This window comes from Ruegeria arenilitoris, from assembly GCF_013030265.1.
Lineage (GTDB): Bacteria > Pseudomonadota > Alphaproteobacteria > Rhodobacterales > Rhodobacteraceae > Ruegeria > Ruegeria arenilitoris_E.
This window is the reverse complement of record NZ_WPZQ01000004.1, coordinates 327,832-354,167: the sequence shown is the minus strand read 5'-3', so window position 1 is coordinate 354,167 and position 26,336 is coordinate 327,832. Positions and strand designations below refer to the sequence as shown.

Sequence of the window (26,336 nt, the reverse complement as noted above, 5' to 3'; positions counted from 1 at the left end):
ATCCACACCTCAGCTACACCCGCTTGTTGCGCCGCAGGTGTTGCATTTCATGCAGGTACCGTTGCGCACCAATGTGTAGTTTCCGCATTCACCACATGGATCGCCCTCGTAACCCTGCATCTTGGCTTTGGTGCGGGCATCCATTCCGGTTGCCACCTCGGATACGACGGCAGTTTCGCTTTGAACTTCAAACTGCGCTGCAGTTTCAGCCATGCCATTCACTTCGGCCTGACCGCCGTTGAAGACCACCAAATCCTGAGGCAAGCGCTTGCGCAGATACCCAGTTGAGCTGATTTGTTTCAGAACTTCCAAAGACTTGGTCGCAGCACTATCGCTGATCTCCGAGACGTTCGAAACGCCCTCTTCCTCGCCTCGGCCCAGATCATCGAAGGTTGCGCCTTCGGGTTTCACATGGGCCAGATCGGTGCGGTCCAGATAAGACACGGCGAGTTCACGGAAGATGTAGTCCAGGATCGACGTCGCATTCTTGATCGAGTCGTTGCCCTGCACCATCCCGGCCGGTTCGAACTTGGTGAAGGTGAACGCGTCGACGAACTCTTCCAGCGGCACGCCGTATTGCAGACCGACCGATACAGCGATGGCAAAGTTGTTCATCATCGCACGAAAGCCAGCACCTTCCTTGTGCATATCGATGAAGATCTCGCCCAACTTGCCGTCTTCGAACTCGCCGGTGCGCAGATAGACCTTATGGCCACCCACAATCGCCTTCTGAGTGTAACCCTTGCGGCGATGGGGCAGTTTTTCGCGATGGCTGCGGATCATTTCCTTGACCACAACCTTTTCGATTACCTTCTCGGCCAGAACGACAGCCTTTTCCTGCGTCGAACCGCTTTCCAGCACTTCCGCCGCTTCGTCGTCATCCTCGACCAGCGCCGCGGCCAGCGGCTGCGACAGTTTCGAGCCGTCACGGTACAGCGCGTTGGCCTTCACACCCAGCGACCAGCTGAGTTCGTATGCTTTCTGGCAATCCTCGATGGTCGCGTCATTCGGCATGTTGATCGTTTTCGAGATCGCACCCGAGATGAAGCTTTGCGCCGCTGCCATCATGGTGATGTGGCTATCAACCCCAAGGAAACGCTTGCCTTTTTTGCCGCATGGGTTGGCGCAGTCGAAGATCGAATAGTGCTCTTCCTTCAGGTGCGGCGCGCCTTCCAGCGTCATGGTCCCGCAGACATGATCGTTCGCCGCGTCGATATCCGCCTTGGTAAAGCCAAGATGGCGCAGCAGGTCGAAGGTCGGGTCATTCAGCTTGGTCGCCGGGATGCCCAGAACGCCGGTGCAGAAGTCCTCACCCAGCGTCCATTGGTTGAACACGAACCGGATATCAAAGGCGCTTTCCAGCGCGGCGTCCACTTTGGCCAGTTCATTGGGGCCAAAGCCGTGACCGGTCAACGAGGTGTGGTTGATCCCCGGCGCGTTGCCGATAGTACCGTGACCAACCGCGTAGCCGACGATCTCTTCAATCTGAGACGAGGAATACCCCAGCTTTTCCAGCGCCGAAGGCACCGAGCGGTTGATGATCTTGAAGTAACCGCCACCAGCCAGTTTCTTGAACTTTACCAGAGCGAAGTCCGGCTCGATCCCGGTCGTGTCGCAATCCATCACCAGACCGATGGTGCCGGTCGGCGCGATCACGGTCGCCTGCGCATTGCGGTAACCGTTTTTCTCGCCGAGGCTCAGCGCCTCGTCCCAAGCGGACATGGCCAGATCGATCAGACGCTTGTCCGGGCAGTTGCCGTGGTCCAGAGGCACCGGCTTCACGGCCAGTTTCTCATAGCCCTCGGTCACACCTTGTGACGCGCGGCGGTGGTTGCGGATGACGCGCAGCATGTGGTCCGCGTTGCGCTCATAGCCTTTGAACGGGCCAAGCTCGCCTGCAATCTCCGCCGAGGTCGCATAGGCCACACCGGTCATGATCGCGGTCAGTGCGCCGCAGATCGAACGCCCCTCATCCGAGTCATAGCTGTAGCCCATGTTCATCAGCAGACCGCCGATATTGGCATAGCCCAGACCCAGTGTGCGGAAGTCATAAGACAGTTGCGCGATTTCCTTCGACGGGAACTGCGCCATCGTCACCGAGATTTCCAGTGTCAGGGTCCACAGACGCGAAGCGTGCATGTAATCCGCCGCCTGGAATTCACCATCCTTGAGGAAGGTCAGCAGGTTCATCGAAGCAAGGTTACAGGCAGTGTCATCGAGGAACATATATTCCGAGCACGGGTTCGAGCCGCGAATCTCACCATCTGCGGGGCAAGTGTGCCATTCGTTCACAGTGTCGTGGAACTGGATGCCCGGATCGGCACAGGCCCATGCGGCGTGGCCGACCTTTTCCCAAAGATCCCGCGCCTTGACGGTGCGAGCAACCTTGCCATCTGTCCGGTTGATCAGTTCCCAATCCGCGTCTTTTTCAACTGCGGTCAGGAATGCGTTGGTTACGCGAATCGAGTTGTTCGAGTTCTGGCCCGAGACCGAGCTGTAGGCTTCCGAGTCCCAGTCCGTGTCGTAGGTCGGGAACTCGATACTGTCGTGACCCTGCCTGGCGTAATCGAGAACACGCTTGATGTAAGTCTCTGGGATCGCGACCTTTTTGGCTTCGCGAACTGCCTTCTTCAGGCTGTCGTTCTTATTGGGTTCATACGCATCATCCTGCGCGCCGTCCCAGCTGCGGATGGCCTCGAAAATGCCGTTCAGCATCTTCTCGTGCATCTTTGATCCGGCAACGATCGAGGCCACCTTCTGCTCTTCGATCACCTTCCATTCGATGAATTGCTCGATGTCCGGGTGATCTGCATCGACGATCACCATCTTTGCTGCTCGACGGGTTGTTCCGCCTGATTTGATCGCGCCAGCGGCGCGGTCGCCGATCTTGAGAAAGCCCATGAGGCCCGAAGACTTGCCGCCACCCGACAGCGCTTCGCCTTCTGCGCGCAGATGGCTGAAGTTGGTCCCGGTACCCGAGCCATATTTGAACAGGCGCGCCTCGCGCACCCACAGATCCATAATACCGCCTTCGTTCACCAGATCATCATCGACGGACTGGATGAAGCAGGCGTGCGGCTGCGGATGCTCGTAAGCTGATTTCGATTTGGTCAGCTTGCCGGTCTTGTAGTCGACATAGTGGTGCCCCTGTGCGGGGCCGTCGATTCCATAGGCCCAGTGCAGACCGGTGTTGAACCACTGCGGGCTGTTCGGCGCAGCGCGCTGGGTTGCCAGCATATAGCGCATCTCGTCAAAATAGGCGCGCGCGTCTTCCTCGGTCGAGAAATAGCCGCCTTTCCAGCCCCAGTAAGCCCAAGCGCCCGCCAAACGGTCGAACACTTGCTTGGAAGAGGTCTCACCATCGAAGTCCGCGCCATCAGCCGGAACCGAGCGCCACAGGAATTCGGGGACGTCTTTCTCTTTTACTTTTTTCAGCTTGGATGGAACGCCCGCTTTGCGGAAGTATTTCTGGGCGATGACGTCGCTGGCTACCTGACTCCAGCTGGAAGGCACCTCAATGTTGTCCAGCCGAAATACGATTGTCCCGTCGGGATTGCGGATTTCCGAGGTGGCTGACACAAAATCGAGCTCTGCATATGCATCCCGCCCCGGTTTGGTAAATTTTCTTTCAATCTTCATGTCCGCCGCCCTAGCTTCAATCAACCCAATTTCGGTTACTGGCACCAAATCACTTCAGGCAGGGTGCCGCCTGCCGCCAAAATTCTGGGCATAGGTGACCGGTCGCTGCTGCTCACAGCGCGGAACCGACCAAACGGTTGCACGTTAGTGTGGTGTGCTTTCCGACCCTCGCCCGCTGCCATCTCTGATTTTATACCAGATTTAGTGGCAATCTATTCGGCCTCCACAATTTGACGTATACACCCATAGTAGGTCAACGCCATTTTTTGGTCATTTTTGAAATCTTTTTAGTTGACCAAATCTGGCAGCCGCATACCCAAGGGTCTTCCACCGATTCCTCCACAGGCTGGCATCTGGCAAAAATCTGCCACTCACCGGAGGGCTCAGATTGATTTGCTGTTTTTCTCGGCACAGTTACCGGGAAATCATCATCCATCACCCTGTTAACGACCTTGTCAGAGAATCATCGTCGCGAAATGAATGAGTCTGGCATAAGGTGTTATGAGAGGCAGATTTTAGTGGAGTTCGTGTTGAGCATGTTGTCGTTGCGTCTACTTCCCATTCTAGCCATTTTCGTGGCCTGCTCACCACAGGAACAACCCTTTTCGTCGCGCAGCGCCCAGTTCGGCGAATATCCAAAACGATTGTTCGACACCTTCAAAGTCAGCTGCGATGGGCCGGGAGAAAACTTCGCACAAGTCAGTGCTGGTGTATTCGAATGTCGGGAAACTTTGCCACCTGACGCCACAGCTTTTCTGATTCTCAATTACGATGGCTTCCCACAAAAATTGCCCCAGAGCGTTCGACGCATGTCCTCAGAAAAGAACTCTCAGGGGTATCGTGTCGACGCGGATTTGTACTTCCTGATCCCTCAGCAAAACGGATCGACGGTAAAGGTTCCGGTGGAAAGTGAGGCATTGGATCAGGAGCTGACCTCGCTGTTCCGATTCTTTGGTGGAACCCCTGTGGTGAAGGGCTGAATTGTGACGTTCGCGCTTGCGACTTCATATGACCCGCACCAAGACCCAAGCGCGCGGGTGATTAGCTCAGTGGTAGAGCGCTTCGTTCACATCGAAGATGTCAGGAGTTCAAATCTCTTATCACCCACCATCCAACTTTTGAGTTCTATGATATCTGTCACTCAATGCCGGAAAAGCTTGTCAGAAAGCAAATCGGCTGATTATCCTGATTCTAACAGACGTTAGCGAACCCGGATAGCAGCAGAAGGTAGCGCATGGCCAAACTGAAAAGGGATATTGGCCTTGTTGGTCTGACCTTTATTTCCGTCGGCGGTATCATCGGTTCCGGTTGGCTGTTCGGGCCACTGCTGGCGGTTCAACACGCTGGTCCTGCTGCAATCCTGTCATGGATCATCGGCGCGGTAGCCATGTTTATACTGGCCATCACCTTTGCCGAAATCTCTGCCATGTTACCGATACCCGGCGGCATAGCCCGAGTGCCTCAGTTTTCGCACGGAAACATCGTTTCGATGGCAATGGGCTGGACCGCCTGGATCGGCTACAACACAACTGCGCCAATCGAAGTAGAGGCGATGCTCAAGTATCTCGCCCCCTATGCTCCTTGGTTGCACGCCGCAGATTCGGGCGATCTGACCGGTGCAGGGATCGCCGTTGCATTATTCTTCATGCTCTTCTTCGTCGCAATCAACGCTCTGGGAGTTAAGTTCTTTGCTCATGTGAATGCAGTGCTTACCTGGGCGAAAGTAGCCATTCCAATTCTTCTTTCAGCATTGCTAATCGCCAACCGTTTCAACGTTGAGAATTTTACAACACCCGGAGGGTTCGCCCCATACGGTGTAAAAGGGATCATGGCCGCGGTATCGACCGGGGGCGTGATCTTTTCATTCATCGGGTTTCGTCACGTAGTGGACATGGCTGGTGAAGTGAAGAACCCCAAATTCGCCATCCCTGCCGCTCTCGTTCTGTCAATTATCCTATGTGCCGCGATCTATCTGGGCCTTCAGATCGCGTTCATCGGCGCGCTGGACCCCTCGATGCTCAGCAATGGCTGGGCAAAGCTGGATTTTGGTGCTCAGGGACCCCTGGATGGAATTATAATGTCCGTCGGCATTCTCTGGTTTCTCAGCCTTCTCAACATTGGATCTGTGATAGGACCGTTTGGCAACGGATTGGTTGCGACGGGTTCTAACGCACGCATTGCGTTGGCTTTGTCCCAGAATGGCTTCCTGCCAAAAAGGCTGCAGATGCTGTCATCCTTCGGCGTACCACTCTGGGCATTGGCGCTGAATTTTCTGATCGGCATCCTCTTTCTGCTCACCGTACCCTTTACCACCGTCATTGCCCTAAACGGTGCAGCAATCGTTCTGTCGTTTGCAGTCGGGCCAATCGCTGTCGTTTGCCTGCGCAACCTGCTTCCCGATCACCCACGATCGGTACGGGTGCCGGCGGTGAAACTGGTCGGTATGGCAGCTTTCGCAATCGCCACACTAATTGTCTACTGGAGCGGTTGGGACACGGTCTGGAGACTGGGAATTGCGCTGATCATCGGAATGGTGCTTCTGCTGATCAGGTTTCACGGTCGCCTTGATGAAATGGATGTAACTGAAGCGCTCTGGCTGGTGCCCTACTTCGCAGGCATCGGCCTGATTTCCTACTTAGGTCAGTTCGGTGAAGGCTCGCTGCAACAAATCCCATTTGGATGGGACATCGTGCTGTGCGTGATGTTCTCGATCGTTATCTTTACGCTGGCAGTTCGATCCGCGTTGTCTGCCCGTAAGTTCCAGAGATATATCGCAGAAGAAGAAGTACTGGATCCGACCAAACCTGTCATTGGGTTCTGATCACAACAAAAAAAGGCGGGGTCTATCCCCGCCTTTTCTGATTTGGCTTTCGCTATTAGTGCGCAGTCGCAGAGGGTCCGGCGCTTTCAGTGGCTTTGGCTGCAGCCGCAGCTGCTTCCTCTGCCGCTTCGTCCCATTCAACCGGCTCAGGCTTGCGGATCAACGCACGCTCCAGAACTTCTGAAACGTGTTTGACGGGAATAATCTCAAGCCCTTCCTTCACGTTGTCCGGAATATCCGCGAGGTCTTTCTCGTTCTCTTCCGGGATCAGAACAGTCTTGATGCCACCACGCAGAGCCGCCAACAGCTTCTCTTTCAAGCCACCGATCGGCATTGCATTACCACGCAGCGAAACCTCGCCCGTCATGGCGATATCCTTGCGCACCGGAATACCGGTCAGCACCGAAACGATCGAAGTCACCATTGCCAAACCGGCCGAAGGCCCGTCCTTGGGCGTCGCCCCATCCGGCACGTGCACGTGGATATCCAGCGAGTCGAACTTTGGCGGCTTCACCCCGATCTGAGGCGAGATTGACCGCACATAGGACGATGCCGCATCGATGGATTCCTTCATCACATCGCCCAGCTTACCGGTGGTCTTCATCCGACCCTTACCCGGCAGTTTCAGCGCCTCGATGTGCAGCAGGTCACCACCAACGGAGGTCCACGCCAGACCGGTAACAACACCAACCTGATCGTCCTGCTCGGCAAGACCATAACGGAACTTCGGCACGCCAAGGAAATCACCCAGATTGTCGGGCGTCACAGTGACCTCTTCCGCCTCTTTCTTGATGATCTTGGTCAACGATTTCCGCGCCACTTTGGCGATTTCACGTTCGAGGTTCCGCACGCCCGCCTCGCGGGTATAGGTGCGGATGATCTTCTGCAGCGCTTCATCGGTCAGTTCAAATTCCTTGGCCTTCAGACCATGGTTTTTGACCTGCTTGTCGATCAGGTGCTGTTTGGCGATCTCGCTCTTTTCCTCTTCGGTGTAACCAGCCAGCGGGATGATCTCCATCCGGTCCAGCAGAGGCCCAGGCATGTTGTAGCTGTTCGACGTGGTCAGGAACATCACGTTGGACAGGTCATATTCGACCTCAAGGTAGTGATCCATGAACGTGCTGTTCTGTTCCGGGTCCAACACTTCCAGCATCGCCGAAGCGGGGTCACCACGGAAGTCCTGCCCCATCTTGTCGATCTCGTCGAGCAGGATGAGCGGGTTAGTGGTTTTCGCTTTTTTCAGCGCCTGGATGATCTTACCTGGCATCGAACCGATATAGGTCCGACGGTGACCGCGGATCTCGGATTCATCGCGTACACCACCCAGCGAGATGCGAATGAACTCGCGTCCCGTGGCCTTGGCAACGGATTTACCCAGCGAGGTCTTACCTACGCCCGGAGGGCCGACAAGGCACAGGATCGGGCCTTTCAGCTTTTTCGAACGCTGCTGTACCGCGAGGTACTCAACGATCCGCTCTTTGACCTTCTCGAGACCGTAGTGATCGGCGTCCAGAATGTCCTGCGCACGACCCAGATCCTTTTTGACTCGGGATTTGGTGCCCCAAGGCAGCGACAGTATCCAGTCCAGATAGTTGCGCACAACGGTCGCTTCGGCCGACATGGGTGACATGTTCTTGAGCTTCTTCAGCTCGCCTTCCGCTTTTTCGCGCGCTTCTTTCGACAGCTTGGTCTCGGCGATCTTGGCTTCCAGCTCGGCAACTTCATTGCTGCCATCCTCGCCATCGCCAAGTTCCTTCTGAATGGCCTTCATTTGCTCATTCAGATAGTATTCGCGCTGCGTCTTCTCCATCTGGGATTTGACGCGGGTCTTGATCTTTTTCTCGACTTGCAGAACCGACATTTCGCCCTGCATCAGGCCATAGACTTTCTCAAGCCGCTCGCTGACGCTGAGAGTTTCCAGCAGTTCCTGCTTTTGCTCGACTTCAATGCCCAAGTGACCTGACACCAAGTCTGCCAGCTTGGCAGGTTCGGTGGTTTCACCAACAGCGGTCAGCGCTTCTTCGGGGATGTTCTTACGCACTTTGGCATAGCGCTCGAACTCATCCGCGACAGTGCGCAACAGCGCCTGCGTCGTGGTCACGTCGCCGGGGATTTCTGTCAGGTACTCGGCGCGCGCTTCAAAGAAGTCGTCATTTTCGAGAAACTCGGTGATCTGCACACGTGCTTGCCCTTCGACCAGCACCTTTACGGTGCCATCGGGCAATTTCAGCAGTTGCAGTACATTGGCCAGTACGCCCGAACGATAGATGCCGTCGATTTCAGGGTCATCAACACCGGGGTCAATCTGACTGGACAACAGAATCTGCTTGTCATCCTGCATGACCTCTTCCAGCGCGCGGACCGATTTATCGCGACCGACGAAAAGCGGCACGATCATATGCGGGAAAACCACGATATCGCGCAGCGGCAGTACTGGGTAAGAGGAATTCAGAGGCTCTTGCATGCTCAATCCTTATCATTGGCAAGACGGCACCGGTCCCTGATTCAGGCAACCTTTGGCCATCTCCTGTCTTGGACGATAAAGGTGGGGCACTTAGTGGCCCATTTCAACCTCACCGCCGTGTGTCGTGATTCAGAATGACCCGAGGTCTCAGGGACTGCAAGGCATGCAATGGATATATCCACCGAAATTAATGAAGTACCCGCCATATGCGCCTTAAATCGGCTCGATATCGCCCTGCTCTCGCTGCGCGTGGAAATCTGACCGCCAGCTGTCAAATGTGCCCGCCGCGATCGCATCGCGCATTCCCTGCATTATCTCTTGGAAATAGTGCAGGTTGTGCCACGTCAGCAGCATGCCCGAAATCATCTCATTCGCCCGAAAGACGTGATGCAGATAGGCGCGCGAGTAATTTGAGCAGGCCGGGCAAGAACAAGCCTCATCCAAGGGACGCGGGTCATCGGCGTGACGGGCATTCTTGATATTGACCACACCGCGGCGGGTAAAGACCTGTCCGGTACGGCCAGATCGGGACGGCAGCACACAATCCATCATATCGATACCGCGCGCAACAGCGCCCACGATATCGTCGGGTTTACCGACCCCCATCAGATATCGTGGCTTATCTTCCGGCAGGAAACCGGGTGCATAATCGAGACACGAGAACATGGCTTCCTGCCCTTCGCCCACAGCCAAGCCCCCAACCGCGTATCCTTCAAAACCGATGCTTTTCAGGGCTTCAGCGCTTTCTTCGCGTAAATCGCTTTCAAGACCGCCCTGCATGATTCCAAACAGTGCATGACCCGGTCGATCACCAAATGCTTCGCGCGACCGCTCAGCCCACCGCATCGACAAACGCATGGATTCAGCGATGCGTTCACGATCTGCAGGCAGCGCCGGACATTCGTCAAAACACATTACAATGTCCGAGCCCAAAAGCCGCTGAATTTCCATTGAGCGTTCGGGCGTCAATTCATGCTTTGACCCATCGATATGAGATTTGAAGGTCACGCCCTTTTCGGTGAGTTTTCGCAAGCCAGCCAGCGACATGACCTGAAACCCGCCCGAGTCCGTCAGGATGGGGCGTTCCCAATTCATGAATTTGTGCAGCCCGCCAAGACGGTCGATCCGTTCGGCCGTTGGGCGCAACATCAGATGATAGGTGTTGCCCAGCAGAATATCTGCCCCTGTGGCTCGCACGCTTTCAGGCATCATCGCCTTTACCGTGGCAGCGGTCCCCACTGGCATAAAGGCCGGAGTGCGCACTTCGCCTCTTGGCGTTTGAATCACGCCGGTACGGGCCTTTCCGTCTGTGGCCTTCAGTTCGAATGAAAACTGCTGTGTCATATGCACGCCTCGGGTCGCTGAACCGGGCAGGCTTTGCCCGATCTATACAGCCATTGCAACCCGTCAGGGCAGCGAGGCCACTCTCTCGGTGAAAAGACGAACGACGCCTGCCCCATCCACGTCTTTACAGACTCGTACTGGCGGGCGCGATGGATGAGGTTGCGTCGCTCCAAACTCTTCCCCATCAAGGACGACCTGCAGGCCTGTTTCCACTGTATCGAACATGGGCTCGTGTGAGCAGGCGATGACAGCCGTTGAATCATGCAGGCCACAACCTTCGAGACCGCCGATATCCCTATAAAACTGAAGATAAAAACGCGATATATCTCGCAGAAAACTACCCATATCGGGCGAAGATTGAGCAAGCGCTTCAAAATCTGCGGTCTCGTAGAGGGTTTTGAGCGTTACATCCAAGCCTACCAGAACCGTTTCGGGTGGGTTGGAAAAGACCTCATCAGCCGCTTTCGCATCATGATAGATGTTCGCTTCGGCATGCGCCGTGATATTACCCGGACAATAAACAGCTCCACCCATGATGACCAGTCGACGGATGTTTCCGGCAAACCCCGGATCCAGCTGCATCGCATCAGCGATATTGGTCAGGGGGCCAACGGCGCAAACAACCAACTCGTCTTTGTGCCGCTGCGCCATCTCAACAAGGAATTCGGCGGCATTCAGGTGGTGGTTCTCACCTACTTGCGGAATATCGGTCAGATCGCCAAAGCCCTCGGGTCCGTGAACATGCTCGGACGGGCTATGACTCTCAGCATGACGAGCGACGGACGCCCCTTCGGCCACGGGAATACTCAGCCCCAGTTTATCCGCCAGAAAACGGGCGTTTCTGCTGGACTGATGGACATGAGTGTTGCCGAACACAGTGGTCAGACCAATCAGGTCAATTTCTGGAGCTGCAGCAGCATATGCGATGGCCATCGCATCGTCGATGCCGGGATCAGTGTCGATAATCAGTTTCATCCCGCCCCGATAGCGCAACCAGATCGGGATGCAAAGCGGTCACAAACAACAAATTCCCCACTACTTTACCGATTTCACGCATATGATTCCGGTCGCATTCCATCCATACCAGAGTTGAAAATTCACGACTCAATCCCCAGATGTATACCGTCGTACACAATAAACGAGGACAGATATGACAGAAGACCAGATTATCGGACTGCTCACATCAAACATAATTTACCTTCTGGCGGCAGTGCTGATCATCATTGTCGTCCTGAAAGGCATCAAAATCGTTCCGCAATCCGAAAAATATGTGGTCGAACGGTTCGGGCGACTGCATTCGGTGCTTGGCCCGGGCATTAACTTTATTGTTCCATTTCTGGATGTTGCGCGTCACAAGATATCCATTCTGGAACGCCAGTTGCCGAATGCTACACAGGACGCAATCACCAAGGACAACGTTCTGGTACAGATCGATACATCGGTCTTCTACCGCATTCTTGAGCCGGAAAAGACAGTTTACCGCATTCGTGACGTAGACGGCGCTATCGCGACCACCGTGGCAGGTATTGTACGTGCCGAAATTGGTAAGATGGACCTCGACGAAGTTCAGTCGAACCGTGCGCAGTTGATTACCCGCATTCAAGAAAGCGTGGAAACCGCAGTCGATGACTGGGGGATCGAAGTCACCCGTGCCGAGATTCTGGACGTGAACCTGGACCAGGCAACTCGTGACGCAATGCTACAGCAGCTGAATGCAGAACGTGCCCGTCGTGCGCAGGTTACCGAAGCAGAAGGTCAGAAACGCGCAGTCGAGCTTCATGCCGATGCCGAGCTTTATGCGGCCGAACAAACCGCCAAGGCCCGCCGTATTCAGGCCGAAGCCGAAGCTTATGCAACCGGTGTTGTGGCCAAGGCCATTCAGGATAATGGCATCGAGGCTGCGCAATATCAGGTAGCATTGAAACAGGTTGAATCGCTGAACGCATTGGGTAACGGCACCGGCAAACAAACCATCGTTGTTCCTGCGAATGCACTTGAAGCGTTTGGTGACGCCTTCAAAATGCTGAAAGGAGGCAAATGATGGCTGATCCCTTCTGGCTAACCTGGTGGCTCTGGTTGGCCGGAGCTCTCGCAGTCGGTATTCTTGAGGTCATTCTGCCCGGGTTCATCTTTTTGGGCTTTGCAATCGGGGCGGCCATCACAGGGATACTGCTGATCATCCCTGGGGTTACACCATCGCTCCCGATTTTGCTGTTGATCTTCGCAGTGCTGTCGCTGGTCGCGTGGTTGGTATTGCGCCGCATGTTCGCCCTACCGCATGGACAGGTGAAAACCTTCAACCACGACATTAACGACTAAATTGCTTTGGCGCCCGGTTTCGGGCGCCATTGCCCCTCTGGACGCTGCCTAAGGCTTTCCCTATATAAATTCTCAGGTAACAGACCCGAGGCTTCAATGACCCACCCAAGTGAACATCTTGAAGGTACGCCGCTGATTGCGCCTTCATCCGTGGAACACCCACTGTATGATCCAGTGGTCGAGGCTTGCAGAACAGTGTTTGACCCGGAAATTCCGGTAAACATCTATGATCTGGGTTTGATCTATACGATTGATATTGCCGAAGATAATGCCGTCAAAGTCATCATGACGCTAACCGCTCCGGGTTGTCCGGTTGCGGGCGACATGCCCGGTTGGATCGTCGAGGCGATCGAGCCAGTAGCAGGTGTAAAGGAAGTCGACGTTGAACTGACCTGGGAACCACCCTGGGGAATGGAAATGATGTCGGACGAAGCCCGCCTCGAGCTTGGCTTCATGTAGGATACGCATTTATCCACAAAAAACAGGCCCTTGTCATAAAACGGTAATCTGTGCGTTACCGTTTCTTGGGATTTCTGTCACATAGAAATCGGACAACTTAACTGCACCGCCTGAGCAAGTATCTCGTCCGCGACGGGCAATCGGTCCTGACGCACATGTCGTTGATACGTAAGCAGAGTTTATTTGGTGCGTGGGCTCAGTGACCGCTTGCTATCCCCCTGGAAGGCGAGCCCGGAATTCAGGACCGCTCTTGCCCGAGAGCGGTCCTTTTTTTGACCCTAGCCAGCAGTCGCGCGATATCATTTTATCCCGCAAGTCTCCTTGATTTCAGCAGAACGTTCGTCGAGCTTTTTGACGTAATCCCCTGATAACATTTCCAGTCTCTTGTTTTCAGTACCGGAAACCAATCCCAGCAATGCACCGGCAGGCGTAATCGCAAAAACGCTTTCAGCCTGCTGATCCTCAGCATGTTTCTTTTCCGCTGCGATCGCACGCAGGTCACCTTCTGCCGTGGCGCAATTGACGGGATGGGTCTTCTCGGCACCTGTTGCCGATGCGGTGCTGGCCATTCCAATCAATGCCAGGCACGACAGTCCTGCCAATGCACGCGCCACCTGTGTCACTACTTTTTGTTCCATCTCTAAAACCGCCTCTTCTTCGACAAACTGCCTTCAAAATATCGCCTCCACGAAAGAAGCTTAAAGCCACGCTAATGTGACACGTGACGTTGATGCAAGAAAAGGAATTCGATCACATACTAAGAAAGTTAAGCCAACTTGAATGCTCTCTCTTGAGCCCGACCGGTGTCAGACTTAAATTGGATACAACGCGCGACAACGGAGACCACTATGTTCGGCATTCCCGGCAAACAAGCCGTGACCATAACGCCAAAGGCTGCAGAGCAGATTGTTCGCCTGATGACATCAGGTGGGCATGCCGGGTTGCGCATTGGCGTCAAGAAGGGCGGATGCGCAGGCATGGAATACACCATGGACTACGTAGATGAGGCCGATCCGAACGACGAAGTGGTCGAACAGGATGGCGCAAAGGTCATGATTGCCCCGATGGCGCAAATGTTCCTGTTCGGGACCGAAATCGACTACGAGGTTTCCCTGCTGGAGTCCGGGTTCAAGTTCAAGAATCCGAATGTCGTCGACGCATGTGGCTGCGGTGAATCCATCAAATTCGACGAAAACCTGGCTGTTCAGCGCTAAGCGTTTTCCTGCAGATGGACATAGGTTTCATTGAACCGGCGGGTCAGGTGTTCTCCGGCGCTGATCGACCTGTCGGAACCCGGTGGGGCTACGTTGGTGTCATAAGATGGGTTAAAGAACAGCGGCACAGATATGCGTTCTTCCTGCCCGCCCCTGACCCGATGTAACGTTGCCTTGACCTGCCCGGCCGTCCAGAACTCAAGCATCTCACCAAAGTTGATCACAAAAGTTCCCGGCGCGGCATTCACGCCTTCCCATGTGCCATTTGGCATTTGAACTTCGAGGCCAGAGTTTCCGTCGGTCGCCAATAATGTCAGGCAGCCATAGTCTGTATGTGCAGCAATCCCAAAGTCTTTTTCTCCTGCCCAATCAGGGCGTTCCGGATAAAAGTTGCCACGCAACAAAGCCATCGGAGTGTCAAAAGCGGTATCGAAGCTTGCCGCGTCACGCCCCAGAGAAACAGCGATCGCCCGGAGAACTCGCATCGCAACACCACATGCATCGGCATAATAGCTTTGAACAGTCTCCCGAAACTCCGACAGACCATCTGGCCAGAGATTAGGTGCATAGACGCTCAAACCACTGCCGGTATAGCGATTGCCTGGGGGTAACTCGTACCCACAATCGAACACCTCTTTGTAGTCGGGGTTTGCATTTGGATCGACCTGTTCAGATTGTGGCGCACCCCACCCTCGGTTCGCCCCGGTGCGTGCCATATCTACGCTTCGTTTGAACGTTTCTGGCATGCGGAAAAAATTTCGATAGGCATCAATTAGCTGACCGATCCTTTCGGCATCCAGCCCGGTATTTTTAATGGTCAGAAAACCAACTTCGCTTACTGCAGTTGCCAATCGGTTCAGTTCTACCGGATCGCGCAAATCCAGTTTTTTGAGGTCAAGATTATCGATCATTCTGCTCTTACCTTTTGCGCGGGCAAACTGCCGTTTAGACATTCCTTTCGCAAGCGGAATTGTCAGCACCCGCGCACGATGTTAACTGGCTTAAAGACATTAAAAAGATCAGGGAGATACCGACATGCGGCGCAAACTGGCGGCAGGCAACTGGAAGATGAACGGCACCGGACCTGCGCTGGCCGAGTTGGAATCACTGGCTCATACATTTCCGGATCCGTCCGTAGACATCCTGATCTGCCCTCCGGCCACTTTGCTGCACCGGGCCTCTCAAACGGTTCACCATACTGGAATCGCTGTCGGCGGACAGGATTGTCACGCAGCCACCTCTGGTGCGCATACAGGCGATCTAAGTGCTGAAATGTTGAAAGATACAGGTGCCAACTCGGTCATTCTCGGTCACTCTGAACGTCGTGAAGATCACGGTGAGCAAAACGAAGATGTTCGGGCCAAAGCACGCACGGCAATGGATGCAGGCCTGACTACAATTATTTGCGTTGGGGAAAGCCTTGAGCAACGTGAGGCGGCGAACACGCTGGATATTATCGGCGGTCAGATGTCCGGTTCAATTCCGGATCAGTCGACTGGCGAAAACCTCGTGGTGGCTTACGAGCCGATCTGGGCAATCGGCACCGGCAAAGTTCCTACGCTGGAAGAAATCGGTGAGGTTCACGACTTCATGCGTGCGCGATTGGAGCGCCGCTTTGGTGAGGGCGTGGGTCGCTCTGTCCGGCTTCTCTACGGTGGCTCGGTTAAACCCTCCAACGCGGCCGAGATCTTTGGTGTATCAAATGTTGATGGCGCACTGGTTGGTGGTGCGAGCCTGAAGGCAGAGGATTTCTCGGGCATCATTCGCGCACTCGAAGGCGCGTAACCGCTTCAAGGATCGAACGGCCTTATTCAGCTATATCTTCTGCCCATAACTCGGGCTTCTCGTCGATGAAGCGCCGCATCAAGGCAATGCAATCAGGATCTTCCGCCAGGATGACCTCAACCCCGCGCTGACGCAGAAACTCTTCATTGCCCCCGAAATTCACAGTGTCACCGATGACTACTCGCGGAATACCAAACTGAACGATGGTACCTGCGCACATCATGCAAGGTGACAGCGAAGTATAAAGCACGGTGTCGCGATAGCTTTTTTGCCGCCCGGCCTTGCGCAGGGCATCCATCTCACCATGAGCGATAGGATCGCCCTTCTGCACACGTTGATTGCGGCCCTGCGCAACCACCTGCCCTGCACGCGCAAGAACAGAACCGATCGGGCAACCACCTTCGTCAAAACCAGCTTTGGCTTCTTCATAGGCAATTCGCAGCATTTGTGCGTCAGTTTCGTTCAGCATGAGTGGTACGGCTCCAATGGCTTTCAGTGCAGCCTGCCGAATACCCGCTCAGCGGTCAACGGCAGGTTGCATCAGACATCAGGCCAGCTTCATCGTGATCAACCCCACCACGATCAAGACAGCCGCCAAAATGCGCATTGGCGTCAACGCTTCACCCAAAAGCATCACACCCACGAGGAATGCACCAACCGCGCCGATCCCGGTCCAGATCACATAGGCCGTCCCAAGCGGCAGCGTGCGCATCGACAAAGCCAATAAGCCAAAAGACCCCACCATTGAAACACCCATGATAGCGGTGGGCCACAAACGTGTGAAACCCGCCGACTGCTTCATGGCTACAGCCCAAACGATTTCGAGCAGACCTGCAAAAAGAAGATAAATCCAAGGCATGAAGAGACCTCAAATCAGCTCGGGTCGTCCCGAATGATATCCCGTGATGGGGAGGTCGTCCTCTGCTCTTCAGTTATAAACAGAAACCGAAATTGCAAGGTCAGCAAGCGACAAAGCTTTGCGAAACCCGAGACTATTACGTCCTGATACCAAGGAACATTGGGGCCCCAAAGTAGCCGTCATCAATCAATCTTGGACGAACACAATATTTTGATGTTAGACACCCAAAAAGTTTGAGTCTGAACCCCGCAAGGCGCGGAAAACAGGCCGTTTTGAAGAATGAGATCATAAGAGGCTCAGAGCATGTCGCGTCAGAAGTTCTGCGTTGTCTGCATGAAGTGGGGTACGATGTATGGCAACGAATATGTCAACATGCTCCATCGTGCGGTCAGCGATCATCTGCAGGTCGATCACGACTTCATTTGTATAACCGACAATTTCGAAGGTCTGGATTCGGGGATCAAATGCCGCCCCCTCGACTTCCCTCAGATGGCCCAGTCCAATTGGGAATATGGCAAGTTTCCAAAGGTCCTCATGTTCGACAGACGTATCGTCGAAGGATATGATGCAGCGCTGTTTCTGGATCTCGACATCATGGTGACAGGCGATCTGACACCATTGTTGAAAATAGTTCGGGATAAGGGCGGTCTGTACCTGATGCCCAAGTTCCGCGGTTTGCTCTGGCGCATGATCCCGGCTGCATTCTGGGATCTGGTTCCGGGGTTCATGAATCAGGTTACACGGGGGAATTCCTCGGTCGTTGGTTTCGTTCCTTCCGAGCAATTCCATTTGTACGATGATTTCGATGCAGCAAAGCATCATAACGAATATGGGAATGACCAGAACTACGTGTCCAAACTGGCTTACAAGCGCAAGTGCTATCCCAAGAATTGGTGCATCGGGCTTGTCCATCTGGTGCCCTATTGGCCTTTTGGCCTGATTTTTAAGACCTATCGCAAACTTCCAGACCGGCCGAAGATCGTGATCTTTCATGGCCGGCCAAACCCCGATGAGCTGGTGAATGACGATATCGGCTATTGGAGTATCGGGCGGCGGCACGCCTACGGTGGTATCGGCTGGGTGGCCGATTATCTGCAAAAATATGGCAGCTGATCTTTCAAACAGTCAGGGCCGGTTTTAAACCGGCCCTGAATACGGAACGTGATTTCCTAGTTTGTCACTATTTCCGGCCCCATGAACGTGTTCGGCAAGAATGTCGAAAGCCATGGGATGTAGGTGACCATGATCAGGAAGACGAACAGTACAGCCAGGAAGGGCAGCGCGGCCTTGACGACGCGCATCATTGGCATCCCGGCAACGCCCGAGGTCACGAACAAGTTCAATCCAACCGGAGGTGTGATCATCCCGATCTCCATGTTCACCACCATAATGATACCCAGATGGATCGGATCAATATTCAGTTCGATTGCGATCGGGAAAACCAGCGGTGCGACGATGACCAGCAGGCCTGAAGGCTCCATAAACTGACCACCGATCAACAGGATCACGTTGACCACAATCAGGAACGTGATCGGCCCAAGCCCTGCAGACAACATCGCCTCAGCGATATGTTGCGGCACCTGTTCATCCGTCAAAACGTGCTTGAGGATGAGCGCGTTGGCGATGACGAACAACAGCGTCACGGTCAATTTTCCGGCTTCAAACAGCGTATGTTTGGTATCGGGATGGAAGAATGCAGTGATCAGCGCATATGGTTTCTTCAGCAGCGAAAGGTTCTGTGTCCCTTCTGCTGTGCTGAGCGGCCCCATGTCCTTGTAGACGAAGCTTGCGATGAAGAATGCATACACCGCTGCAACAGCAGCAGCCTCAGTTGGGGTAAAGATACCCCCATAGATCCCGCCAAGAATGATCACGATCAGGAACAGGCCCCAGCCGGCCTCGCGTGCCGAAACAAAGATCTCACCCCAGCCCTTCCAATCTCCCTTTGGCAGGTCCTTGACCTTGGCCATGACGTAGATGGTGACCATCAACATAAGACCAGCCAGTAATCCCGGGATGACACCAGCCAGGAACATCCGGCCAACCGAAACTTCGACAGCAGCGGCATAGACCACCATCACAATGGACGGAGGGATCAGAATCCCGAGTGTGCCCGCGTTACAGATCACGCCAGCAGCGAATTCCTTGGAATAACCTACCTGCCGCATCCCGGCGATCACGATGGATCCGATGGCAACAACTGTCGCCGGGGACGAACCGGACAGTGCAGCAAACAGCATACAGGCAAACACACCCGCAATTGCCAGACCACCGGGCAAATGCCCCACGCAGGCAATCGAGAACCTGATGATCCTGCGGGCCACACCACCGGTCGTCATGAAAGACGACGCCAGGATGAAGAACGGGATAGCCAGCAGCGTAAAGTGTCCCTCAAACGCCTCAAACAGAGTACCGGCGACCGATGCCAGTGAACTGTCGGAATACATCAGCAGAAACAGGGTCGAGCTGAGACCCAGTGCAACCGCGATCGGAACACCGATCAGCAGCAGGCCGATGACCATGGAGAATAGAATTACAACGTCCATTAGTCATGCTCTCCTTGCTGAGCCCGGACCTCTTCGATCTCGTCTTCAACTTCATGGCTTGCGACAAGGCGATCCGTTTCTCCGCGCCAGATCTGAACAGCGACCTGCGCAAAACGAATGACCAGCAACAACATCGACAGGGGAAGAACGAGATAAGGCATCACTTTGGGCAGTTTCTCGTAGTATTCCCCATAATTGATGAGGTCTTCGAGAAAGCGCAGCGGAGCGATCATCGGAATGTCATCGACTTCATAAAAGCTCTGACTGCGCGCGCCGGTGTCGAACCCTGTCGGGAACCATCTGCCCGATGTAGGTGGCAGGTCGGCGAAAACCGCCCAATAGTCATAAGTTCCTTTGAGCATCAGAAGCGAAAATGCCAAACAACATGCAACCGCCACCAGCGCCATTATCCGGCGAGGCGCAGGTGCCAGCATGTTCAGGATTGCGTCCACACCCAGATGAGCGTGCTTCTTGACCGCATAGGATGCCCCCAGCAGCACAAGCCACCCAAAGGTGAATACGGTCAGTTCCAGTGCCCAGAGAATGTTGGAATTAAAGACGAACCGCGCAATCACGTTGGCAAATGTGATGACCGTCATCAGGCCAAGTAGCAACGCGATCAGGGTTTCTTCGATTTGGTCGACCAGCCCCGATGGGCCGGATTTCGCACCAGACATCTCATTGTCCCCATATTTTTATGATGAGAGTGGAATGCGGCGGGCCTGTATCGGCCCGCCTGACCTGCGCGTCCACAACTCCCCAGTCCCTGGACGGCGCGGTCTTGAACCGGGATTAGAACCCGGCGTTGATTGCCTGTGCAGCGTCAATCTTGTCCTGACCTACATCATCGGCAAATTTGTCCCAGACAGGCTTCATCGCATCGACCCACGCCTGACGCTGTTCTGGGTTCAGCTCGCGGATGATGGCACCCGTGTCGGTGATCGATGCCTTGGCGGCTTCGTTCACGGCAAAGGCTTCTTTGTTCCGCTGTTCCGTGACTTCAGAAAGGATTGTCAGGAACTGATCACGCACTTCTGGATCCAGGCTGTCCAGCCAGTCCACAGATGTCACGACCAGATAATCGATGATGCCGTGGTTGGTTTCCGTAATGCCGTCCTGCACTTCGAAGAACTTCTTGCCGTAGATGTTCGACCAGGTGTTCTCCTGCCCGTCCACAACGCCCTGCTGCAGCGCGCCGTAAACTTCCGAGAACGCCATTTTCTGGGGGCTACCGCCGATGGCTTCCATCTGAGCAACCAGAACATCCGAAGACTGAACGCGGAATTTCAGGCCATCCGCATCCGAGGGGTCAACCAGAGGCTTGTTGGCCGACATCTGCTTCATGCCGTTGTGCCAGAAAGCCAGACCTTGCAGGCCGCGGCGCTGCATGCTGTCTTTCATCGCCTGACCATCTGCCGATGCCTGGAACGCATCAACAGCTTCGATGTTCTTGAACATGAAGGGCAGATCGAACAGACGGAATTGCTTGGTGAATTTCTCGAACTTGGACAGCGAAGGCGCCGCCAGTTGTACGTCGCCCTGCAGCATCGCTTCGAGGACTTTGTCGTCGTTATAAAGTGTGGAGTTCGGATAGACCTCCATGCACATCACGCCGTTCATCTCATCGTTGACGCGCTGTTCCAGCAGCGAAGCAGCGATACCTTTGGGGTGTTTGTCAGTGTTGGTAACATGCGCAAACTTGACGACAATCTCACCGTCATCACAGGCCGCCATGCCCGCCGTTGCAGTTACAGACAGCGCAAGTGCGGTTGCAGCCGTTGTCAGGAACTTCATTCGTTTTTCCTCCCGGACTTCCTTGAAACTTCTTTTGGACACTGGATCAGCGTCGCATGACGCGAAGTGAAACGAATCGGGAGTTATCGCTCAACTTTTTGATTCAACTATGTCGAACTTGATTTAAGTTGTTATTTATCAATGCACTAGGGGATGCACCCGAACGGGAAAGACTGATAGCGCTGTAGGCATGTGCGAAATCCCGCACACCACAATCAAGATTTGTGCGGAATTTCGCACAACCTCGAATCACATCCGCGAATCGAACCGTGAATTTTTCATTGCTCCAAACGCAGGTCGGGTAGCTTACCCCACCTAACCTTATGAAAATATGTATTAAGGATATAGGAACAGTGCGGTTACCGGCGATAGTCTTCCGGCCGAATCTGGTAACGCGCTAATTTGTCGTAAAAGGTCTTACGCGGCAGTTTCAGCGCTTTGGCAGCCTCAGACGCCTTACCATTGTGACGCCCAAGCGCCGCAATCAGAAGAGAACGTTCAACCCGTGCCATCTGTTCGTTCAGCCCCAGATCAGCAGCTTGGGTAACCTCCTCAGGCATTCCCAGCACAAACCGCATTGCTGCCGACATCAGTGATCTTGCATTGCCCGGCCAATCACTCGCCATGAGGGATGCCATGTGTTCAGAACTGACCTCGGGTTCTGCGATGCCAGCTTGTTCAGCGGCCTGAGCCACGTAATGGCGAAAGATCACCGGTATGTCTTCGGGACGTTCCGCCAATGACGGGATGCGCACGCGCATGACATCAAGACGATAAAAAAGGTCGGCGAGGAACCCGCCCTGCGATGACAGTTCTGCCAGATCTGCGGTCGTACCGGCGACAATCCTTACCCCGGCACCCTGCTCTATCAATTCCAGCGCTGCATATTGCGTGGCTTCCGGCATTGCGGAAACTTCATCAAGAAACAAAGAGCCACCCGCTGCATCTTCGCAAACGCGCAGGAGGTCTTCGGCCAACAATCCTGCTGCTGGGCGTTTGACAAACGGGCCTTGTCCACGCGGAGACATCAGGTGCACCACTTCGGCAACCTTGGAAATGCCGCTGCCCGGTGGCCCTGTCACAAGAACCTCTGCGCCTGTTGGCGCGACGCTTCTAACTCGATCTCGAAGTGCTTCGGCCTGAGCAGACAGTCCAAATAGCAAACGCGCAGCAGGATCTCCGCGCTCCAGCTCACTTTTCAACGCGCGCTGCTCCAGAATCGCGGTTCGGCTGGCAAACGCGCGTTCCAACACTGCCAAGAGATCTGCTGCGGCACAGGGCTTTTCCAGAAAGTCAAAAGCACCCTGTCCCATTGCCTGAACGGCCATCGGGATATCCCCTTCACCCGTCAGAAGGATGACTGGCAGATCCGGATCGATCTCTCGGGTATAAGATAGCAGGTGAAACCCATCCCGCCCCGGCATCCTGATGTCCGAGACAACTACGCCGGCAAAATCCGGGCGGATGTGATCCTTGGCTGCTACGAATGAACCTGCAGCAACAGGGTGATAATCTGCAAGCTCCAGAGTTTGCGACAATGCTTCTCGAACTGCCGCATCATCGTCGACCAAAAGCACCTTTTTGATCATGCGGCCTTGTCCTCTTTGAAATATTCAAGCTCGACCGTGAAAATCGCGCCGGAACTTGCATTCGTACCACGAATGTTTCCGCCAAAGCTTTGGACAAGGCCATAGGAAATCGACAAGCCAAGCCCCATTCCTTCGGAAGAACCTACCGCCTTGGTGGTATAGAATGGCTCAAAAAGCTTCTCTGGCTCTTCGATACCTGGACCAATGTCCCGAACAGTGACCGCCAGCCGTTCTCCGTTGTCTATGGCGATGCGAATAAGACGCTCTTCCTGATTACTCATCGCGTCAGCCGCATTGTTGATCAGGTTCACGAATACCTGCACCAACCTCACCTCCCCGCCCCAAGCGTAGACGGGCTTGGTATTGGGGCGCCAGTCCAGTGTGACCCCATCAGCATGCAAACGGGGCTCGGTGAGCTCCACTGCGGTTCTGATAACCTGCACCAGATCCACCTTGCCCATTGGTTCGCTTTCATTGCGCGCAAATGCGCGAAGGTTTTTGATGATCCGCGCCATACGGGCGGCCATTTCCGAAATTCGCCCCAGATTCTCGGTGGCTTTTTCACTCTTTCCTCGCGTTAGAAATGCAGCGCCGTTGTCAGCGAATTGCTGAATGGCCATAAGCGGTTGGTTTAGCTCGTGACTGATACCCGCCGACATCTGGCCCAGTGCATTTAACTTACCTGCTTGCACAAGATCAGCCTGCGCTCGCTTCAGCGCGGCTTCCGCTTCCTGACGCTCGGCCACTTCACGCCTGAGTGCGACGTTTGCTGCTGTCAAAGCTCGCGTTCTCTGCGCAACGCGGCTCTCCAAAACTGCATTGGCATCCGCAAGAGTACGCCTCCGCTCGGTCGCAAGGAAAAGCAGCGCACCGAATGCCAGAAAGATCGCTGCCACGGCAGCTGCCTGCAGTGCGGCCAATCGCCGTGCGGGCGCGATATCCATCAGCACTTCACCTGTCATCCCGATCACTGGCAAATCACGGGTCAGGTGCAATGCGCGTACCGGCAGGTACGGTCCCCACCCAATGCTCCAAATCTCGTGCGGCCCAATCCTGCTCGAGGCGAAGCTCCCCGCTTCTGCATGTGGCGGCGTGATCCCTACCTGCCCGTCAAATCTCTGCCAGAACAAAAGCTCGGATCGGTTGGAAATGAACACCAGGCCGCTTCGGTCAATGAAGAACACAGCCTCAGTACTGCCGCGCCACGTACGTTCGACGTCTTCGATGTCTGCGATGATCATAACGGAACCGACGACCTGACCATCAGGACCAAAAGCAGGCGCAGCATATGAGAATATGCGGTTTCCAATACCCGAGAGCACACCATGCGAGCTTCCCAATGCCCCGTGCATTGCACGCTCGAATGCAGGTTGGCCCTTCACATTTCCCTGAACAACATCATGAGCGGCGGCCAGAACCTGCCCATCACGATCGGCATAGATGACGTCGATGGCCGCGGTTTTGTCAGCCACTTCAAGCAACAACTCCCGTGCGGCAAATTTATCCGCTGGATTATCAAGCTGTTTAAGGGCCGGATGATCCGACATCAGGACCGCAAGTTCCTGATACACCTGCAGCTGGGAACTCAACCCGTCCGATGCCAGCGCAAGATCCGCCTCGGCCTTTTCGCTGAGTTGAGTGAGCGCTTGACGGTAGCCATAGGACCAGACCATCGCTGATAACAGTGCGACGGCGAACAAGTACCCGACAATGATCCAAAACCTGTGCATGACATAGGGTCTTGCATTCGCTGCGCCCCATGGCAAGTCTGCGCCGCATGAAGACACTCTCCCAATCCCCGACTGATCCTGAATTTGTGCAGAACCCCTACCCGTTCTACGACCGGGCCCGCGGCTATGGCGATCTTGTCTATTGGGATGAATACGAAATGCCCGCGGCCGTTTCGCACGAGGCGGTTCAGTCTCTGTTTCGGGATCGCAGGTTTGGACGTGAGGTTCCAGCGGAACTGGAGGTTGAAGGTCCCGCTCACCTCGCCCCTTGGTTACTGGTCGAAAAGCACTCTTTGCTGGAGGCTGAGCCGCCCCGCCATACAAGGTTGCGCTCATTGGTACTTCGGGCATTTACTTCACGGGCAATAGCGGCCCTTGCGCCCGGAATCGAAGATCTTTGCCACGAATTGATCGACACGTTCCCACAAGAACCATTCGACCTGCTGGACGCTTATTGCATACAAGTTCCGGTCATCACCATCTGTCGATTGCTGGGTGTGCCGGAAGAGATGTCTCCGCATCTGCTGCGGTGGTCGCATGACATGGTGGCAATGTATCAGGCTAGCAGAACGGGCCAGACCGAGGATGTAGCAGCGCAGTCCTCACAGGAATTCACGGATTTCCTTGATGAGTACATCGGGAAACGTCGAACCGAACCGCGCGATGATCTGATAACTCGCCTGATTGCAGCCGAAGAAGATGGTGAGAAGCTCTCGCGTGATGAACTGATTGCAACCTGCATCCTGCTGCTCAATGCCGGACATGAGGCAACGGTCCACTCGTTGGGAAATGGTGTCAAAACGCTGCTGGAAACCGGGGCGGGTGCAGAGTCTTTGATGCCAGACACGATCGATAACACCATTGAGGAAATCCTGAGAATTGACCCACCGCTTCATATGTTCACGCGCTATGCATATGAGGATGTGGAACTTTACGGGCACCGGTTCTCTCGCGGTGATCAGGTCGCCTTGTTATTGGGCGCTGCAAATCGCGATCCTTCGATCTGGAACGATCCGGATAAATTTGATCCGACACGCTCGATAAAGACCAACACCAGCTTTGGCGGTGGTCTTCACTTTTGCGTCGGCGCACCACTCGCCCGTCTAGAGATGCGTATTGCGCTGCCAATCCTGTTTGAGCGTTGCCCTGGCCTTCGCTTGGCCGAGGCACCTGAGTATTCCAACAGCTATCACTTTCATGGGCTGACAAAACTGATGGTTCAGATCTGACTTCAGATATCCCCTGATGTTTTGATTGTCTGCGGATCGGGGTTCAGGATTCGGTCAGCGCATTCAAGGGCAGCATCGTAGTGGATTTGATTTCTTCCATGGAAAGCAATGCCGTCACATTGTGCACGCGCACTTCTGAGATCAGTGTCTGGTAGAATGCGTCATAAGCACGGGCGTTCTTCACACGTACTTTCAGGATGTAATCAATGTCACCGGCAAGCCTGTGTGCCTCCTGAACTTCGGGTCGGTCACGCAGCGCTTTCAAGAAACGCCGTTGCCACTCCGCTTCGTGTTCAGAAGTTCTGATCAGAACAAAGAACGTCGCCTCAAAACCCAGCGCCTCTGCATCCAAAAGCACGGTCTGCTGACCGATGACACCGGCCCCCTTCAACTTGCGAATTCGATTCCAGACCGGCGTCTTGGAACTGCCAACTCTGGCCGCAATCTCATCCAACGACTGACTGGCGTCGCGCTGCAACTCGGCCAGAATTTTCCGATCCGTGTCGTCTATTCGCACTGACATCCCAATTTTCCTTCCAATTCA

24 protein-coding genes and 1 tRNA gene are annotated in these 26,336 nt (G+C 54.6%); 10 read left to right on the top strand and 15 right to left on the bottom strand.

Going from position 1 to position 26,336, the window contains the following annotated elements; genetic code table 11:
* Nucleotides 1–9: 9 nt before the first annotated feature.
* The gene (locus tag GOX61_RS09375; RefSeq protein WP_170333104.1) at nucleotides 10–3,639 is read right to left on the bottom strand and encodes a vitamin B12-dependent ribonucleotide reductase; all 3,630 of its coding nucleotides are present in this window, start codon (nucleotides 3,637–3,639) and stop codon (nucleotides 10–12) included.
* 253 nt (nucleotides 3,640–3,892) lie between these two features.
* Nucleotides 3,893–4,075, bottom strand: coding sequence for a hypothetical protein (locus GOX61_RS09370; protein WP_170333103.1), 183 nt, complete (start codon nucleotides 4,073–4,075; stop codon nucleotides 3,893–3,895).
* Nucleotides 4,076–4,115: 40 nt separating this feature from the next.
* Here GOX61_RS09370 and GOX61_RS09365 point away from each other — a divergent pair, with 40 nt between their 5' ends.
* The 3 genes from GOX61_RS09365 to GOX61_RS09355 all read left to right on the top strand — a co-directional run bounded on the left by GOX61_RS09365 (nucleotide 4,116) and on the right by GOX61_RS09355 (nucleotide 6,460).
* Entirely contained in the window at nucleotides 4,116–4,619 is a 504-nt protein-coding gene (locus GOX61_RS09365; protein ID WP_254436807.1) for a hypothetical protein, read from the top strand.
* 55 nt (nucleotides 4,620–4,674) lie between these two features.
* Nucleotides 4,675–4,749, top strand: a tRNA-Val gene (locus tag GOX61_RS09360).
* A gap of 124 nt (nucleotides 4,750–4,873) precedes the next feature.
* A complete protein-coding gene (locus GOX61_RS09355) occupies nucleotides 4,874–6,460 on the top strand; it encodes an APC family permease (RefSeq protein ID WP_170333102.1) in 1,587 nt (528 codons plus the stop codon).
* 55 nt (nucleotides 6,461–6,515) lie between these two features.
* Here the strand turns inward: GOX61_RS09355 and lon are convergent, their stop codons facing one another.
* The 3 genes from lon to GOX61_RS09340 form a co-directional block, all read right to left on the bottom strand.
* Nucleotides 6,516–8,924 carry an endopeptidase La gene (gene lon, locus GOX61_RS09350; protein WP_170333100.1) on the bottom strand — a complete coding sequence of 803 codons (2,409 nt, stop codon included), beginning with the start codon at nucleotides 8,922–8,924 and terminating at the stop codon, nucleotides 6,516–6,518.
* Nucleotides 8,925–9,137: 213 nt separating this feature from the next.
* Nucleotides 9,138–10,268, bottom strand: a complete 1,131-nt coding sequence (tgt, locus tag GOX61_RS09345; RefSeq protein WP_170333099.1) for a tRNA guanosine(34) transglycosylase Tgt — start codon at nucleotides 10,266–10,268, stop codon at nucleotides 9,138–9,140.
* A gap of 63 nt (nucleotides 10,269–10,331) precedes the next feature.
* Nucleotides 10,332–11,243 (bottom strand): nucleoside hydrolase, encoded by a 912-nt coding sequence (locus GOX61_RS09340; protein WP_170333097.1) that lies wholly within the window; start codon nucleotides 11,241–11,243, stop codon nucleotides 10,332–10,334.
* Between the two features lie 175 nt (nucleotides 11,244–11,418).
* Here GOX61_RS09340 and GOX61_RS09335 point away from each other — a divergent pair, with 175 nt between their 5' ends.
* The 3 genes from GOX61_RS09335 (at nucleotide 11,419) to GOX61_RS09325 (ending at nucleotide 13,046) form a co-directional block, all read left to right on the top strand.
* On the top strand, nucleotides 11,419–12,309 hold the full coding sequence (locus GOX61_RS09335; protein ID WP_155141979.1) for an SPFH domain-containing protein: 891 nt from the start codon (nucleotides 11,419–11,421) through the stop codon (nucleotides 12,307–12,309).
* On the top strand, nucleotides 12,309–12,587 hold the full coding sequence (locus GOX61_RS09330; RefSeq protein WP_155141981.1) for an NfeD family protein: 279 nt from the start codon (nucleotides 12,309–12,311) through the stop codon (nucleotides 12,585–12,587). The genes GOX61_RS09335 and GOX61_RS09330 overlap by 1 nt, the downstream gene beginning before the upstream one ends.
* A gap of 96 nt (nucleotides 12,588–12,683) precedes the next feature.
* Nucleotides 12,684–13,046, top strand: a complete 363-nt coding sequence (locus GOX61_RS09325) for an SUF system Fe-S cluster assembly protein (protein WP_155141983.1) — start codon at nucleotides 12,684–12,686, stop codon at nucleotides 13,044–13,046.
* Nucleotides 13,047–13,345: 299 nt separating this feature from the next.
* Here the strand turns inward: GOX61_RS09325 and GOX61_RS09320 are convergent, their stop codons facing one another.
* Nucleotides 13,346–13,684, bottom strand: coding sequence for a hypothetical protein (locus tag GOX61_RS09320; RefSeq protein WP_254436806.1), 339 nt, complete (start codon nucleotides 13,682–13,684; stop codon nucleotides 13,346–13,348).
* Nucleotides 13,685–13,894: 210 nt separating this feature from the next.
* Here GOX61_RS09320 and GOX61_RS09315 point away from each other — a divergent pair, with 210 nt between their 5' ends.
* Nucleotides 13,895–14,260 carry a HesB/IscA family protein gene (locus GOX61_RS09315; protein WP_170333095.1) on the top strand — a complete coding sequence of 122 codons (366 nt, stop codon included), beginning with the start codon at nucleotides 13,895–13,897 and terminating at the stop codon, nucleotides 14,258–14,260.
* Here the strand turns inward: GOX61_RS09315 and GOX61_RS09310 are convergent.
* On the bottom strand, nucleotides 14,257–15,171 hold the full coding sequence (locus GOX61_RS09310; RefSeq protein ID WP_170333093.1) for an isopenicillin N synthase family dioxygenase: 915 nt from the start codon (nucleotides 15,169–15,171) through the stop codon (nucleotides 14,257–14,259). The two genes, GOX61_RS09315 and GOX61_RS09310, sit on opposite strands and share 4 nt — an antisense overlap.
* A gap of 124 nt (nucleotides 15,172–15,295) precedes the next feature.
* Between GOX61_RS09310 and tpiA the strand changes: the two genes are divergently transcribed.
* Nucleotides 15,296–16,045 carry a triose-phosphate isomerase gene (tpiA, locus tag GOX61_RS09305; RefSeq protein ID WP_170333091.1) on the top strand — a complete coding sequence of 250 codons (750 nt, stop codon included), beginning with the start codon at nucleotides 15,296–15,298 and terminating at the stop codon, nucleotides 16,043–16,045.
* 22 nt (nucleotides 16,046–16,067) lie between these two features.
* Here the strand turns inward: tpiA and GOX61_RS09300 are convergent, their stop codons facing one another.
* A complete protein-coding gene (locus GOX61_RS09300; protein WP_170333089.1) occupies nucleotides 16,068–16,514 on the bottom strand; it encodes a nucleoside deaminase in 447 nt (148 codons plus the stop codon).
* A gap of 78 nt (nucleotides 16,515–16,592) precedes the next feature.
* Entirely contained in the window at nucleotides 16,593–16,904 is a 312-nt protein-coding gene (locus GOX61_RS09295) for a DMT family transporter (protein WP_155141994.1), read from the bottom strand.
* A 303-nt stretch (nucleotides 16,905–17,207) separates the two neighbouring features.
* On the opposite strand from GOX61_RS09295, the gene GOX61_RS09290 reads away from it, so the two are divergent.
* Nucleotides 17,208–18,017 carry a hypothetical protein gene (locus GOX61_RS09290; protein WP_170333087.1) on the top strand — a complete coding sequence of 270 codons (810 nt, stop codon included), beginning with the start codon at nucleotides 17,208–17,210 and terminating at the stop codon, nucleotides 18,015–18,017.
* 56 nt (nucleotides 18,018–18,073) lie between these two features.
* Here the strand turns inward: GOX61_RS09290 and GOX61_RS09285 are convergent, their stop codons facing one another.
* The 5 genes from GOX61_RS09285 to GOX61_RS09265 all read right to left on the bottom strand — a co-directional run bounded on the left by GOX61_RS09285 (nucleotide 18,074) and on the right by GOX61_RS09265 (nucleotide 24,563).
* The gene (locus GOX61_RS09285; protein WP_155141998.1) at nucleotides 18,074–19,450 is read right to left on the bottom strand and encodes a TRAP transporter large permease; all 1,377 of its coding nucleotides are present in this window, start codon (nucleotides 19,448–19,450) and stop codon (nucleotides 18,074–18,076) included.
* Nucleotides 19,450–20,127, bottom strand: coding sequence for a TRAP transporter small permease (locus GOX61_RS09280; RefSeq protein WP_170333085.1), 678 nt, complete (start codon nucleotides 20,125–20,127; stop codon nucleotides 19,450–19,452). The genes GOX61_RS09285 and GOX61_RS09280 overlap by 1 nt, the downstream gene beginning before the upstream one ends.
* Before the next feature lie 115 nt (nucleotides 20,128–20,242).
* A complete protein-coding gene (locus tag GOX61_RS09275; RefSeq protein WP_170333083.1) occupies nucleotides 20,243–21,244 on the bottom strand; it encodes a DctP family TRAP transporter solute-binding subunit in 1,002 nt (333 codons plus the stop codon).
* Between the two features lie 359 nt (nucleotides 21,245–21,603).
* Complete coding sequence (locus GOX61_RS09270; protein WP_170333081.1) at nucleotides 21,604–22,833, bottom strand: sigma-54-dependent transcriptional regulator; 1,230 nt, start codon at nucleotides 22,831–22,833, stop codon at nucleotides 21,604–21,606.
* Nucleotides 22,830–24,563, bottom strand: a complete 1,734-nt coding sequence (locus GOX61_RS09265; protein WP_170333079.1) for a sensor histidine kinase — start codon at nucleotides 24,561–24,563, stop codon at nucleotides 22,830–22,832. Before GOX61_RS09265 ends, GOX61_RS09270 begins: the two co-directional genes overlap by 4 nt.
* 47 nt (nucleotides 24,564–24,610) lie before the next feature.
* Here GOX61_RS09265 and GOX61_RS09260 point away from each other — a divergent pair, with 47 nt between their 5' ends.
* On the top strand, nucleotides 24,611–25,792 hold the full coding sequence (locus tag GOX61_RS09260; protein ID WP_170333077.1) for a cytochrome P450: 1,182 nt from the start codon (nucleotides 24,611–24,613) through the stop codon (nucleotides 25,790–25,792).
* A gap of 43 nt (nucleotides 25,793–25,835) precedes the next feature.
* Here GOX61_RS09260 and GOX61_RS09255 read toward each other — a convergent pair whose 3' ends face one another.
* Entirely contained in the window at nucleotides 25,836–26,315 is a 480-nt protein-coding gene (locus GOX61_RS09255) for an Lrp/AsnC family transcriptional regulator (protein WP_155142006.1), read from the bottom strand.
* Between the last annotated feature and the right edge of the window lie 21 nt (nucleotides 26,316–26,336).

Bases quoted from the DNA above. Each gene is read 5' to 3' on its own strand.
- GOX61_RS09375 (WP_170333104.1), bottom strand. From the start codon at position 3,639: ATGAAGATTGAAAGAAAATTTACCAAACCGGGGCGGGATGCATATGCA.
- GOX61_RS09370 (WP_170333103.1), bottom strand. From the start codon at position 4,075: ATGGATGATGATTTCCCGGTAACTGTGCCGAGAAAAACAGCAAATCAA.
- GOX61_RS09365 (WP_254436807.1), top strand. From the start codon at position 4,116: ATGAATGAGTCTGGCATAAGGTGTTATGAGAGGCAGATTTTAGTGGAG.
- GOX61_RS09355 (WP_170333102.1), top strand. From the start codon at position 4,874: ATGGCCAAACTGAAAAGGGATATTGGCCTTGTTGGTCTGACCTTTATT.
- lon (WP_170333100.1), bottom strand. From the start codon at position 8,924: ATGCAAGAGCCTCTGAATTCCTCTTACCCAGTACTGCCGCTGCGCGAT.
- tgt (WP_170333099.1), bottom strand. From the start codon at position 10,268: ATGACACAGCAGTTTTCATTCGAACTGAAGGCCACAGACGGAAAGGCC.
- GOX61_RS09340 (WP_170333097.1), bottom strand. From the start codon at position 11,243: ATGAAACTGATTATCGACACTGATCCCGGCATCGACGATGCGATGGCC.
- GOX61_RS09335 (WP_155141979.1), top strand. From the start codon at position 11,419: ATGACAGAAGACCAGATTATCGGACTGCTCACATCAAACATAATTTAC.
- GOX61_RS09330 (WP_155141981.1), top strand. From the start codon at position 12,309: ATGGCTGATCCCTTCTGGCTAACCTGGTGGCTCTGGTTGGCCGGAGCT.
- GOX61_RS09325 (WP_155141983.1), top strand. From the start codon at position 12,684: ATGACCCACCCAAGTGAACATCTTGAAGGTACGCCGCTGATTGCGCCT.
- GOX61_RS09320 (WP_254436806.1), bottom strand. From the start codon at position 13,684: ATGGAACAAAAAGTAGTGACACAGGTGGCGCGTGCATTGGCAGGACTG.
- GOX61_RS09315 (WP_170333095.1), top strand. From the start codon at position 13,895: ATGTTCGGCATTCCCGGCAAACAAGCCGTGACCATAACGCCAAAGGCT.
- GOX61_RS09310 (WP_170333093.1), bottom strand. From the start codon at position 15,171: ATGATCGATAATCTTGACCTCAAAAAACTGGATTTGCGCGATCCGGTA.
- tpiA (WP_170333091.1), top strand. From the start codon at position 15,296: ATGCGGCGCAAACTGGCGGCAGGCAACTGGAAGATGAACGGCACCGGA.
- GOX61_RS09300 (WP_170333089.1), bottom strand. From the start codon at position 16,514: ATGCTGAACGAAACTGACGCACAAATGCTGCGAATTGCCTATGAAGAA.
- GOX61_RS09295 (WP_155141994.1), bottom strand. From the start codon at position 16,904: ATGCCTTGGATTTATCTTCTTTTTGCAGGTCTGCTCGAAATCGTTTGG.
- GOX61_RS09290 (WP_170333087.1), top strand. From the start codon at position 17,208: ATGTCGCGTCAGAAGTTCTGCGTTGTCTGCATGAAGTGGGGTACGATG.
- GOX61_RS09285 (WP_155141998.1), bottom strand. From the start codon at position 19,450: ATGGACGTTGTAATTCTATTCTCCATGGTCATCGGCCTGCTGCTGATC.
- GOX61_RS09280 (WP_170333085.1), bottom strand. From the start codon at position 20,127: ATGTCTGGTGCGAAATCCGGCCCATCGGGGCTGGTCGACCAAATCGAA.
- GOX61_RS09275 (WP_170333083.1), bottom strand. From the start codon at position 21,244: ATGAAGTTCCTGACAACGGCTGCAACCGCACTTGCGCTGTCTGTAACT.
- GOX61_RS09270 (WP_170333081.1), bottom strand. From the start codon at position 22,833: ATGATCAAAAAGGTGCTTTTGGTCGACGATGATGCGGCAGTTCGAGAA.
- GOX61_RS09265 (WP_170333079.1), bottom strand. From the start codon at position 24,563: ATGCACAGGTTTTGGATCATTGTCGGGTACTTGTTCGCCGTCGCACTG.
- GOX61_RS09260 (WP_170333077.1), top strand. From the start codon at position 24,611: ATGAAGACACTCTCCCAATCCCCGACTGATCCTGAATTTGTGCAGAAC.
- GOX61_RS09255 (WP_155142006.1), bottom strand. From the start codon at position 26,315: ATGTCAGTGCGAATAGACGACACGGATCGGAAAATTCTGGCCGAGTTG.